Raw genomic sequence first — 11,522 nt, 5'->3', positions numbered from 1 at the left:
TCGTGTGCTGTGTCCTTCCGCGAGAACCATTGCCGTGGTCTCGCTGACCATCACACGGTGGCCCCCTGGCGTGATCACCAAGGCGAGCGGTGACCTGGACTTACACCACCAGCGGGGACGTCACCGACGCCTGAAAACTGACCCCCTCGCGACGCTCGGAAATTGACCCCTCCCGAGACCCTGGCTCGAGCCGAGCCGGGGAGGGACGAGGTGTTGTCCGTGGAGGACTGGGCGGAGATCCGCCGGCTGCATCGGGCCGAGGGCATCCCGATCAAGCAGATCGCCCGGGTACTGGGTGTCTCGCGCAACACCGTGCGGACAGCCCTGCGTCGTGCCGAGCCGCCGAGCTACGAGCGGGTCGGGCAGGCGTCGATCGTCGATAAGGTCGAGCCGCGGATCCGGGAGCTGCTGCAGGCGATCCCGACGATGCCGGCCACGGTGATCGCCGAGCGGATCGGCTGGGCCCGGTCGATGACCGTGCTCAAGAAGCGAGTGGCCGAGCTGCGACCGGTCTACCTGCCGCCGGATCCGGCGTCCCGGACGGCGTATGTGGCCGGCGAGATCGCCCAGTTCGATCTGTGGTTTCCGCCGATCACGCTGCCGGTGGGGTCGGGTCAGAGCCGATCAGCGAAGCAGCTGCCGGTGCTGACCATGGCCTGTGGCTACTCCCGTTGGGGCCGCCGGGGTGCTGATCCCGTCCCGCGCCGCGGAGGACCTGTTCGCCGGCTGGTGGCAGCTGCTCGCCGCCCTGGGGGCGGTGCCGCGGGTGCTGGTCTGGAACGGCGGGGGCGCGGTCGGCCGCTGGCGCGGCGGCCGCTCGGAGCTCACCGCCGAGTGCCAGGGCTTCCGCGGCACCCTGGCAGCCAAGGTGCTGATCTGCCGGCCGGCCGACCCGGAGGCCAAGGGCCTGGTGGAGCGGCTGCACGACTACCTGGAGCGCTCGTTCTTGCCCGGACGGACATTCACCGGCCCGGTCGACTTCAACGCCCAGCTGGCGGCCTGGCTGCGGCTGGTGAGCACCCGCACCCGGCGGGCGCTCGGGTGCGCGCCGACCGATCGGATCGCCGCCGACCTGGAGCGGATGCTGCCGCTGCCGCCGGTCGCCCCGGCGACGGGTTGGCGCTTCGCGACTCGGCTGCCCCGGGACCACTACGTGCGCCTGGACGGCAACGACTACTCCGTGCATCCAGCGGTGATCGGGCGGCGGTCGAGGTGCTCGCCGATCTGCACCGGGTGCGGGTGCTTTGCGACGGCCGGGTCGTGGCCGACCACGAGCGGATCAGGGCCAAGCACCAGACGGTCTCGGCCGACGAGCACGTCACCGCGGCGAAGGCGTTGCGCGCGGCTCGAGTCGGGCTGCTCCGGCCGGCCGCACCCACCGAAGAGGTCGAGATCCGGCCGCTGAGCGACTACGACGCCGCGCTCGGCCTCACCGACGACACCGCCGCTGGAGGGGTGGCATGAGCCGGGACCTGGGCGCCGAGGTGGCGTTCCTGACTCGGGCTGAAGGCGCCCACGCTGCGGAAAGCGGTGCCGCGGCTGGCCGAGCGGGCCCGCGAGCAGTCCTGGTGGCACGAGGCGTTCCTGATCGCCTGCCTGCAGCGGGAGGTCTCCGCCCGCGAGTCGCACGGTGGGGAGGGCAGCATCCGGGCCGCCCGGTTTCCGGCCCGCAAGAGCCTGGAGAAGTTCGACTTCGACCACGCCCGCGGGCTCAAGCGCGACCTGATCGCGCATCTGGGCACGCTGGACTTCGTCACCGAGCGAGAGAACGTGCTGTTGCTCGGTCCGCCCGGCACCGGCAAGACGCACCTGGCCACCGGGCTGGCGATCCGGGCCTGCCAGGCCGGTCACCGGGTGCTGTTCGCCACCGCCACCGAGTGGGTCACCCGGCTGGCCGACGCCCATCACGCCGGCCGGTTGCACGACGAGCTGCGCCGGCTGGGCCGCTATCCGCTGCTGGTCATCGACGAGGTGGGCTACGTGCCGTTCGAGCCCGAGGCCGCCAACCTGTTCTTCCAGCTCGTCAGCAGCCGCTACGAGCGGGCCTCGCTGATCATGACCAGCAACAAGCCCTTCGGCCGCTAGGGCGAGGTCTTCGGCGACGAGGTCGTCGCCGCTGCCATGATCGACCGGCTGGTGCACCACGCCGAGGTCATCGCCCTCAAGGGCGACAGCTACCGCCTCAAGGACCGCGACCTCGGCCGCCCCAAGCCGACCAAGACCGACGACTGACCCACCGGAGGGGGTCCGTTTTCACCCGTCGCCACGGGGTTCGTTTTCAGCCGTCGTTGACAGGCTCCGCCAGCCGAGGGCGCTCGCGACCCGGCACCACCAGGTGAGCAGGTCCGCCCCGAGCAGGTCAACGACCGCCCGCCGCTAACCATGCACGAGGTCGTTAGAGGGACGTCACCCGACGGCGTGGTGGCACTTCCTGGCTGGAACTCATCGAGAGGCCATCGCCTCCACCCAGGATCGTCTGGTCAGCGGGATCGCAAGAGGGCGGAGGGCTCCGGGGCTGCAGGCGGTGGATGGAAGCTTCACAGCGGTCGACTCGGGCCGCCGGCAGCAACATCGCCACCAGGCCGAAGTGGGCGCTTCTCGTGGTCTGCGCCAGGCCCACCATGATCGGGTGGTTCGGGCACCCGGCAGCAGCGCTGCAGCGTGTCCTAGCCCAGGGCACGACCCGGCTCCGCCTCACCCAGCTTCGAGAGCTCTGCTGGGGTCATGGTCAGCGCCTCGCCGAGCCCGTGCTCCGCACGTCGTCAAGGGCGGCAGGCAGGCCTTGACTCAACAACAGTTCTTGACTCCCGGCCCGTCGATGTGTCACAGTCTGGGCGACGGCAGGTTTGTCTCGACGCCACGTGATCCATTGGCTCTTGGCAGACCTGTTTTTCATGTCCAGCTGCCCCGGGACGCGCGCGGCTTGAGGTGCGACCGTGGGTCGGCACGGGCCGGCTTCAGTAATCCGCAAGCCGGACGGTAGGAGACCGGTACTGCTTGACCTCGCATGCGCCAGGGTTCATCAACGCAACTTGCTCCCGTGGCCTTGCCAACACGCTGAAGATCGTCAACGCGCTGGCCTGGCGCCTCATCAGGTCATCGCGGAAGCGATGGCTGGTCGACGGAGCGGTTCGCGTGGGCGGACAGCATCCCAGCAGGATTCTTCGATGGATGACGACCTCGCCTACAGCCCGTTCGTCAGCTTCCCGCACCATCCGCTGGGGAACGCGGTTCATCAAGGTGTGCAAGTCGACGAGCATCGTGTCCACCATGGCGGTCGAGAAGGCGCTGCGCAGCTTCTCGGCGATCCGTGGCGAGCAGGTCTTCGAAACCTGGAGAAGACCGACACGCCTGGGCTGTCGGCACCGGTCGGCCGCAGCATCGTCACGTTCCTCGCGTACACCGTGAGTTCTCGCGGCCGTGGGGAGCGGTGCCCTGCTGGCACGGGAGGCGGCGGAGCGGCTGTATTCCCGGCTGCGGTCCGCGGACTTCCTCGCGCCGATGTTCGAGCTCGGGGAACCCGGGCAACCGGTACTTCGAGGAGACTCGGAGTTGTTCGACGAGCAGTGGGTGATCCTGGCGCCGCTGCTGCCGGTCGGCAGAGAGCTTAATCGGGCGCGCCGCTGGACGCTGCGCCAGCTCATCGACGGCATCCGCTTTCGCACCCGCACCGGCTGTCCCTGGCGGGACGTGCCGGAGCGCTATGGCAGCTGGCAGAGCCTCTATGGGCCGATCCGCGCCTGGCACCTGGGCGGCGATTCTGACCGGCCTACAGGCAATGGCCGCCGAGGCGTAGTTGATCGAGTGGGTGGTGTCGGTGGACTCCACGATGAAACCGAGCGCATCAGCACGCCGCCGGCGCCCGCCGCCATCCCGAGGACCAGCTCGAGCCGCCCGTCGGGGAGCCGGCCGACCATGCGCTGGGTCGCTCGGATCCGAGTGCCGCGGCGGTCCGGGCCGGGACGGCCGCGCACCCGCCCGACGCGCGTGTTGGCCGACCAGGCCTACCTGGCCCGGGTCAACCGGGCCAATCTGCGCCGGCGCGGCATCCCGGCGACCATTCCGGTTAGGGCCGACCAGCAGGCCAACCGGCGGAAGAAGGGCTCCGCCGGCGGGCGCCCGCCGACCTTCGACCCGGACCGCTACCGGCACGCCGTCGAGTGCGGCATCAACCGGCACAAACAGCACCGCGGCTTCGCCACTCGCTACGACTAGCTCGCCGTCCGCTACGAGGCCACCGTCCCCATCATAGACATCGACATCTGGCTCCGCGACCTTTCGAACAGGGCCTAGCAGCGCGTCACCAGGCAGGTGCCCAGGAGTGGGTGTCGTCGTGCTGCCCGCCCGCGGTCCGCGGTTTGGACCGGCTCGCAGGCGGGCGACGAACAGTGTCGCGACAGCGCCGGCCGCTCCTTGGTAGCTCGATCGCGACGGGGGAGGGGCAGACCGCCGTCGGGCCGGGGGTTGTGTGCGGTCTTCCGACGCGCTCACGGCTGCTCCTGGAGACCCGTCCGCCACGGCCGCGAAACAGCGGACCGCAACACCGCAGGGCACCAATGCCGCGCTCACTCGCAGGACCGATAAGAGAACCCATAAGGAGGACAGGAGACATGACCGACAGCGTCACGGTAGCCACGCCGGAGCGGCAGCGGGAGATCGTCGACCAGATCTGGCTGGTGGGCCTCAACCAAGGAAATTTCTCGATCGCCGACCAGTACCTCACCGAGGATTTCCGCAACCACGGCAGCCACGACGACTCCCTGACCGGTCCCGAGTCGTTCAAGCTAACAATCCGCAAGCAACGAAGCGGCTTCAGCGAAGTAAGATACGAGATCCTCGACTTCCTGTCCCAGGGCGACAAGGCCTGTGTCCGGTGGGTTATGCACGGCAAGCACACCGGTGTCTTCCTGGGGGTCCCGCCGACCGGTAGGACGGTCGAGCACCACGCCATCCTCATTCTCCGCTTCGAGGGCGACAAGATCGCCGAGCGTTGGGGGATCGTCGACAACTTCGGCCTGATGCGGCAGGTCCAGGGCGGTGGGCCGGGTGGTCCCGGTGGGCCGGGCGGCCCCGGTCGTCCCGCCTGAAGCCCGCCGACGAGTGCGGACCCCACGGCAAGGCTCGCGGCTGAAGCCGTCAAGCCACGCGCGAGCAGTCGTTCCGACTCCTCGCAGTCGACCCCGACAACCACGGAGAGGTGACGAGACATGTCCGAGTTCGCGAATGCGCCCGTCGGGCTCTGGTCAGGCACGGTCGCTTACGACGGCAAGAAGGACGACTACACCATCGGGTTCAGCGAGAACGGCTCGGTCGACCTAACCACGCTGGAGAGCACCGGTGCGGGGACCTGGACGATGACCGGCGACGGCGCGTTCACCTACACGGTCAAAGAAGTCTTCACGGTAGACGAGGCCGGTGCGCCGCCCGAGAAGGTGCTGCCCGGCGCTGCCTACGTGCAGATCGACATCAGTGCACAGCACACCGGCTCCACGTTCACCGGCTCCGGTATCGCCCACGTGCGTGGCGCGGACGGACGAGTCATCCACTCCACCCTCGCCAAGACCGTCGCGCACCGTGTGCCGACCAGCTGACCGCCGCCCGGACCGAGCCGCCGGTTCGTGTGGGGAGGACCGTCCGATCGTCATGGGGAGATGACCATGGACTGGGATGTGATCGTCGTCGGCGCCGGGCCGGCCGGCCTGATGCTCGCCGGGGAACTGGGACTGGCGGGTGTCCGGGTCGCCGTCTTGGAGCAGCTCGACGGGCCGACCGGCCAATCGCGCGGCCTGGGATTCACCGCCCGCACGATGGAGGTCTTCCAGCAGCGGGGGTTGTTGAGCCGGTTCGGCGAGGTGGAGACCAGCAATCAGGGCCACTTCGGCGGGCTGCCGCTGGACTTCAGCCTCGTCGAGGGCGCGCACTTTGGCGCGAAGACTATCCCGCAGGCGCGCACCGAGAAGATGCTGGCCGACTGGATCACCGACCTCGGCATTGACATCCGGTGGGGTCATCAGGTCGTCTCGTGCACCGACTTCGGCGAGGCGGTGGACGTCCAGGTCGACGGACCCCACGGGACCACGCAGATGCGGGCGTCGTACTTAGTCGGCTGTGACGGCGGGCGGAGCACCGTCCGCAGAGTCGGCGGGTTCGACTTCCCGGGCACGGCCGCGACCCTGGAGATGTTCCTGGCTGACATTCGCGGTCTCGAGCTCCGACCGCGGATGATTGGCGAGACGGTAGCCCGCGGCATGGTTATGGCCGGGAATCTCGGCAACGGTGTCCAGCGCATCATTGTCTGCGAACGCGGCACACCCCCGCAGCGGCGGACCGACCCCGTCCAGTTCACGGAGGTCGCAGACGCCTGGAAGCGGTTGACCGGAGAGGACATCACCCACGCCGAGCCGGTGTGGGTGAGCTCGTTCGGCGATGCCACTCGGCAGGTCACCGAGTACCGCCGTGGCCGGGTGCTGCTCGCCGGTGACGCCGCCCACATCCACCTGCCCGCCGGTGGGCAGGGCATGAACGTCAGCATCCAGGACTCGGTAAACCTCGGCTGGAAGTTGGCCGCGGAGGTCAACGGATGGGCGCCGCCGGGCCTGCTCGACTCTTACCACACCGAGCGGCATGCCGTGGGAGCACGGCTGCTTATGAACACGCGGGCTCAGGGACTCCTGTTCCTCAGCGGCAGCGAGATGCAGCCGCTGCGCGACCTGTTGCTGGAACTGATGCAGTACGAGCCGGTGAGCAGGCACCTCATCGGCATGGTTAGCGGGTTGGAGATCCGCTACGACGTCGGCCCGTGTGACCACCCACTCGCGGGTCTGCGGATGCCCGACGTCGAGCTCACTACGGACGGTGGGCTGCTGCGGATCTATCCACTGCTGCACCGAGGCCGGGGGCTTCTCCTGGATCTCGCCGACGCCCCATCGTTGCGCGACGCGGCAGCCGGCTGGTCCGACCGGGTGGACGTGGTCGCGGCACGACTCACCCGTCCGACCGACGGACACCCGCTCAGTGGTAGCACGGGGGTCCTGATCCGGCCAGATGGGTACGTGGCCTGGGCCGCGCCAGGCGGTGGCGATCCGACGGACGCGCTCCGCCGCTGGTTCGGGGTGCCTACTGCGACGGGCGTCGGTGGTTGAGGTGGGAGCCGCACCGGCCCCGGACGCCTCGGACCTGGCCGCGCAGATCCGCGAACTGGCGGACCGGGCTGCGTTGAGCGACCTGTGCAACCGCTATCTCCTGATGCACGACGAAGGCCGCTTCACCGAGTCGCAGGCGCAGTCGTTCCTCACCGAGGACGTCGAGCTGAGCTTCCCCCCCGGCAACCACCGGGGTATCGCGGGGCTCGACGCCTTCACCGAGACGTTCATGGGTCCCTGGGCCCGGACACACCACCACGCGTCGAACTACGTCATCGAGTTGGCCGGCGACCGGGCGACCGTGACATGGAGCGTCATCGCGACACACGTGCATCGAAGTTCCCCGCCGCCGCCGGCGTCTGGTGACCACTTCCATCTCGGCGGCCGGTTCCAGGGGACCGCCGTTCGAACTCCGCACGGCTGGCGAATGCAGCGCCTGGCTCTGCGGGTGCTCTGGACCATCGGCACGGGAGCGCCGGCGGTCATGGCAATCATCGCCGGCGATGACCGCCGGTCCGAGCGCTGATCCAGGGCGGACAGCGCCGCACGACGGAGAGGACGATTGTGATGGGCAGGATCTCTGGTCGAACTGCGCTGGTAACCGGCTCGAGCCGGGGCATCGGGAGAGCTACCGCCGAGCGACTGGCACGTGACGGCGCGCTGGTCGCCGTGCATTACTCGAGCAACGCCGATGCTGCGCGCGAGGTGGTGGACGGCATCACCGCCACAGGCGGCAGCGCCTTCGCTGTGCAGGCGGAGCTCGGTGTGCCCGGCGATGTCGAGGAGCTCTTCAGCCAGCTCGAGAACGGCTTCAAGGAGCACAACGACGGCGAGGTACGGTTGAACATCCTTGTAAACAACGCCGGCATCATGGGCGGCGTAGCTCCGGAGGACACAACGCCGGAGCAGTTCGACCGGTTGATGGCGGTGAATGCGAAGGCCCCGTTCTTCATCGTCCAGCGGGCGCTCACCGTGATGCCCGACGGTGGCCGAGTCATCAACGTCTCCTCGGGTCTGACTCGGTTCGCCAACCCCGCGGAGTTGTCGTATGCCATGAGCAAGGGGGCGGTGGAGATGCTCGGCCTGCATCTGGCCCGCCACCTCGGCCCTCGAGGCATCACCGTCAATACGGTGGCGCCCGGGATAACCCGAAACAGCAACCCGATCTTCGGCATGCCGGAGGCGGTGCAGCAGATGGCGCAGCTGTCGACCTTCAACCGGGTGGGGGAGCCCGCGGACGTCGCCGACGTCATCGCCTTCCTCGCCTCGGACGACGCGCGCTGGATCACCGGCGCGTTCATCGATGCCAGCGGCGGGACGCTGCTGGGCTGACCCGGGTCCGGTGCTCACCGGTGCGCGCCACGCGCACCGGTGAGCACGTGTAGGCGTACAGGAGCGGATGTGTCGACGGCGCGGACCCCTCAGCTCTGGGCGCTGCTGCTGGTGCTTTCCGGCAACATGCTCATTGATGCCCTTGAGGTGTCGACGATGGTCATCGCCATGCCTTCAGTAGGCGCGGAGTTCGGTCTCTCGCCTACTCTGACCAGCTCGTTCATGTGGCTCTTCGCCGTCGCCTTCGGCGGGTTCATTGTGCTCGGCGGCCGGTTGACCGCGACGCTCGGGCGGCGGAGGGTCTACCTCGCCGCGATGCTCGTCTTCGCGATCGCCTCGGTCACCAGCGGGCTCGCGCAGGACCCCGGGACGCTGGCGGCCACTCGCGTGGTCAAGGGGATCTGCGTTGCCCTTACGGCGCCCACCGGGCTGGCCATCATCGGCAGCACGTTCGAGGCCGGGCCGCAACGCGCCGGTGCACTGGCGATCTACTCCCTCTTCGGAGCGAGTGGCTTCTCCACCGGGCTTCTGCTCTCCGGCGCGCTCACCGGAGTCAGCTGGCGGTGGGCGTTGGCATTCAGCGGGCCCGTGGCACTCGTGCTCTTCCTGATCGCGCTCCGCCAGGTGCCCGCTGACAGCCACCCCGCGGCCGTGATCCCGGTCGGTGGCCGCTCCGTCCGCAGCTCCGCGGAGCCGACAGCCGGGGCGGCGCGGTCGGCGAACGCGCGTGTGCTCCGCTCGGCCGCCGGCGGCGCAGTATTAAACGGCTCGTTATGGGGCTTCCTCTTCGTGGCTACGTTCGAGCTGCAGGACCAGCTCAGCTGGTCGCCCCTCGCCACCGGGCTCGCACTGCTGCCGGTCAGCCTTCCGCTGACCTTCGCGACCGCGTACTCCGGCAGGTTGATCGACCGCTTCGGCGCCGGTCCGCTGATCACCGCGGGCAACGTCGCCGCCGTGGCCGGCTACGGGTGGTACCTGGGCACGGTTCCGCACCGCTCGTACCTCCCCGGCATCCTCCCGGCGGCCATCCTGGTCGGGATCGCGTTCACGCTGAGCTTCTCGGCTCTGCAGGCCCAGGCGATCGCCGGTAGTCGGCCGAGCCGGCAAGGGTCCGTCAGCAGTGTGTTCCAGACCTCCGTCCAGCTCGGCGGGGCCGCCACCCTCGTGTTGGTCGCCCTGGTCGCTGGACCGGGACATCGTTCAGCGGCAATGGTCGTCGCCGTCGCCGCTGTCGGATTGCTCATCGCCGTCCAAGGCTTCGTCGCCGAGCGGCGGACCTCGAAGGAGATGCCGTGCTCACTGACCCGATCCGCGTCACCGTGATCATAGGGAGTGTCCGCGATGGCCGACTCGCTCCGAAGGTGGCGGAGTGGTTCGTCCGCCAGATCGACCAGCGCGACGACATGGTCACGGACGTCGTAGATCTGGCCGACTGGTCGCTGCCGAGCAGCCTCGACGCGACCACACCAGAGGTCGTCGCGCTGCGGCCGCGGCTGGCAGGCGCGGACGCGTTCGTCCTGATCGTGCCGGAGTACAACCGCAGCGTCCCCGGACCGCTCAAGACCGCCATCGACTGCTACAACGCCGAATGGGAGGCCAAGCCCGTCGGCTTCGTCAGCTACGGCCTGAGCCGAGCGGGCGGCGTCCGTGCCGTCGAGCACCTCCGGCAAATTTTCACGGAGTTTCACGCGGTAGGGATGAAGGACGTCGTCACGTTTCCCCAGGTGCTCGACCACTTCAACTCGACCGGCGGCTTCCCGACGAGCGACAACGGCTGCAACGCCGCGGCCAAGATCATGCTGGACCAGCTTGACTGGTGGGCTCGCGCTCTCCGCAGTGCGAAGGCGGTTCGCCCGTACGGCACCTGACCCGCAACTGTGCCGCGCGTGGCGGAGCCCAGACAGCTCACCGGTGCATCCACGGCTCCGCCTCACCGCAGGCTGGCGATCCGGCGGCGTGGTGGACATGCCGGGTGTGCCATCACAGGTCGAGGACAGTGATCGACAGGGGCGCTCCGGTGGCCGGATGCGGCGCGCACCACAGATGGCGCCCGCACCTTGTCGCGTCGACGGCCATCTCTTCGGCGGTCATCAGCCCTGGCACCTCCGCGCGGGCCTCGAGGATGATCGCTCGCAGGATCTCCATCCCGCTCGCACCCGCCGGTGCGGGGACTCGTGCCCGGTGACCACCGCACCGGCGAAACGGTCGGCGACGATGAGATCACCGGCTCCGCGCGGGTCTCAGCGGCAGTCTTCTGTCTTCGGCCAGGTGTCCCGCGCCGGGTTCAGTGGAGGCTCGGAACTGACGCTCCCACAGATATCGGAGCGGGGCTGTGAACGGGGCCACCCGCTTGCAGGTTCACCGATCGCCGCGGTGGCGGATCTCGACGGTCAGCTGCCGACGCCATAGAACCGGCGGTGCTCGCAGCAGGCCTCCTGGACAGCGGCGGCGGCATACGCCTCCTCGATCTTGGCCGCGGTCGGCCCGCCGTCGCGAGCATGCCAGTCATAGATGGCGGTATTCGACACACCCAGCACCCGGCAGAGACGGCGCACGCCATAGCTGGCCTTCCTCGCGACGATGAAGCCGAAGACCGCCCCCGGCTCACCCCCCCGTCTCCCGCGCGAAGAAGGCAGCGGCTCTCTTTAAGAACTCTTCTCGAGCTCAAGCTCCGCCACCCGCCGGCGCAGCTCGGCCGGCTCATCACCGCTGACCGGGCCACCCGGCGTGGCCTGCTCCCGGCGCAGCGCGCCGACCCAGTTCCGCAGCGTCTTGTTGTTGATGTCCAGCTCACGCGACGTTCCCCACTCCGCGACTGCCGTCGACGACGAGCGACGCCGCCTGCCGGCGGAACTCCTCACAGCGGTTAGCCGGTTGCCTGGCGGTGAGACGCTGGGACATGGTCGGGCTGTCGATGGATGTGAAGTGACCCCCGTCAGGCACACACCTCGTTCTGTGTCAGTTGCATGGTCTCGTAGTCGGTGGGGCTGAGGTTGCCGAGCCGGGAGTGCCGGCGGCGGGTGTTGTAGAAGCCCTCGAGGTAGGAGA

The 11,522-nt window shown here is 69.1% G+C and carries 12 protein-coding genes and 4 pseudogenes; 11 read left to right on the top strand and 5 right to left on the bottom strand.

Annotated elements, in window-relative coordinates:
- Positions 1-210 precede the first annotated feature (210 nt).
- Together istA and istB are read left to right on the top strand one after the other, a co-directional pair.
- A pseudogene (istA, locus tag ACI78Z_RS24345) lies at positions 211-1,464 on the top strand (IS21 family transposase).
- Positions 1,461-2,232: pseudogene (istB, locus tag ACI78Z_RS24340) on the top strand (IS21-like element helper ATPase IstB). Before istA ends, istB begins: the two co-directional pseudogenes overlap by 4 nt.
- A 725-nt stretch (positions 2,233-2,957) precedes the next feature.
- Here the strand turns inward: istB and ACI78Z_RS24335 are convergent.
- Positions 2,958-3,260, bottom strand: coding sequence for a hypothetical protein (locus ACI78Z_RS24335; RefSeq protein WP_457039113.1), 303 nt, complete (start codon positions 3,258-3,260; stop codon positions 2,958-2,960).
- A 241-nt stretch (positions 3,261-3,501) separates the two neighbouring features.
- On the opposite strand from ACI78Z_RS24335, the pseudogene ACI78Z_RS24330 reads away from it, so the two are divergent.
- From ACI78Z_RS24330 to ACI78Z_RS24290, 9 genes and pseudogenes are all read left to right on the top strand, one after another.
- A pseudogene (locus ACI78Z_RS24330) lies at positions 3,502-3,738 on the top strand (transposase); the annotation flags it as partial.
- 192 nt (positions 3,739-3,930) lie between these two features.
- Positions 3,931-4,212, top strand: a pseudogene (locus ACI78Z_RS24325) (IS5/IS1182 family transposase); the annotation flags it as partial.
- 398 nt (positions 4,213-4,610) lie between these two features.
- Positions 4,611-5,087 carry an ester cyclase gene (locus tag ACI78Z_RS24320; protein WP_457039112.1) on the top strand — a complete coding sequence of 159 codons (477 nt, stop codon included), beginning with the start codon at positions 4,611-4,613 and terminating at the stop codon, positions 5,085-5,087.
- 120 nt (positions 5,088-5,207) lie between these two features.
- Complete coding sequence (locus tag ACI78Z_RS24315; RefSeq protein ID WP_457039111.1) at positions 5,208-5,591, top strand: hypothetical protein; 384 nt, start codon at positions 5,208-5,210, stop codon at positions 5,589-5,591.
- Between the two features lie 60 nt (positions 5,592-5,651).
- Positions 5,652-7,142: an FAD-dependent monooxygenase gene (locus ACI78Z_RS24310; RefSeq protein ID WP_457039110.1), complete on the top strand. Its 1,491-nt coding sequence runs from the start codon at positions 5,652-5,654 to the stop codon at positions 7,140-7,142.
- Between the two features lies 1 nt (position 7,143).
- Positions 7,144-7,668 carry a nuclear transport factor 2 family protein gene (locus tag ACI78Z_RS24305; protein ID WP_457039109.1) on the top strand — a complete coding sequence of 175 codons (525 nt, stop codon included), beginning with the start codon at positions 7,144-7,146 and terminating at the stop codon, positions 7,666-7,668.
- Between the two features lie 41 nt (positions 7,669-7,709).
- Positions 7,710-8,474, top strand: coding sequence for an SDR family oxidoreductase (locus tag ACI78Z_RS24300; RefSeq protein WP_457039108.1), 765 nt, complete (start codon positions 7,710-7,712; stop codon positions 8,472-8,474).
- Between the two features lie 69 nt (positions 8,475-8,543).
- Positions 8,544-9,797, top strand: a complete 1,254-nt coding sequence (locus ACI78Z_RS24295; RefSeq protein ID WP_457039107.1) for an MFS transporter — start codon at positions 8,544-8,546, stop codon at positions 9,795-9,797.
- Positions 9,767-10,342, top strand: a complete 576-nt coding sequence (locus ACI78Z_RS24290; protein WP_457039106.1) for an NADPH-dependent FMN reductase — start codon at positions 9,767-9,769, stop codon at positions 10,340-10,342. The genes ACI78Z_RS24295 and ACI78Z_RS24290 overlap by 31 nt, the downstream gene beginning before the upstream one ends.
- A 112-nt stretch (positions 10,343-10,454) precedes the next feature.
- On the opposite strand, the gene ACI78Z_RS24285 is transcribed toward ACI78Z_RS24290, so the two are convergent.
- The 4 genes from ACI78Z_RS24285 to ACI78Z_RS24270 form a co-directional block, all read right to left on the bottom strand.
- On the bottom strand, positions 10,455-10,619 hold the full coding sequence (locus ACI78Z_RS24285; protein ID WP_457039105.1) for a hypothetical protein: 165 nt from the start codon (positions 10,617-10,619) through the stop codon (positions 10,455-10,457).
- Between the two features lie 245 nt (positions 10,620-10,864).
- Positions 10,865-11,002: a hypothetical protein gene (locus tag ACI78Z_RS24280; RefSeq protein WP_457039104.1), complete on the bottom strand. Its 138-nt coding sequence runs from the start codon at positions 11,000-11,002 to the stop codon at positions 10,865-10,867.
- Positions 11,003-11,119: 117 nt separating this feature from the next.
- Positions 11,120-11,335 (bottom strand): hypothetical protein, encoded by a 216-nt coding sequence (locus tag ACI78Z_RS24275; protein WP_457039103.1) that lies wholly within the window; start codon positions 11,333-11,335, stop codon positions 11,120-11,122.
- Positions 11,336-11,409: 74 nt separating this feature from the next.
- The coding region (locus tag ACI78Z_RS24270) for an IS3 family transposase (RefSeq protein ID WP_457039114.1) at positions 11,410-11,522 on the bottom strand (113 nt) is incomplete at its 5' end.

It is taken from the genome of Geodermatophilus sp. SYSU D01176 (genome assembly GCF_054050015.1).
The sequence above is the reverse complement of the archived record's forward strand: the minus strand, read 5'-3'. Positions and strand labels throughout refer to the sequence as shown.

Bases quoted from the DNA above. Each gene is read 5' to 3' on its own strand.
- ACI78Z_RS24335 (WP_457039113.1), bottom strand. From the start codon at position 3,260: ATGCTCGTCGACTTGCACACCTTGATGAACCGCGTTCCCCAGCGGATG.
- ACI78Z_RS24320 (WP_457039112.1), top strand. From the start codon at position 4,611: ATGACCGACAGCGTCACGGTAGCCACGCCGGAGCGGCAGCGGGAGATC.
- ACI78Z_RS24315 (WP_457039111.1), top strand. From the start codon at position 5,208: ATGTCCGAGTTCGCGAATGCGCCCGTCGGGCTCTGGTCAGGCACGGTC.
- ACI78Z_RS24310 (WP_457039110.1), top strand. From the start codon at position 5,652: ATGACCATGGACTGGGATGTGATCGTCGTCGGCGCCGGGCCGGCCGGC.
- ACI78Z_RS24300 (WP_457039108.1), top strand. From the start codon at position 7,710: ATGGGCAGGATCTCTGGTCGAACTGCGCTGGTAACCGGCTCGAGCCGG.
- ACI78Z_RS24285 (WP_457039105.1), bottom strand. From the start codon at position 10,619: ATGGAGATCCTGCGAGCGATCATCCTCGAGGCCCGCGCGGAGGTGCCA.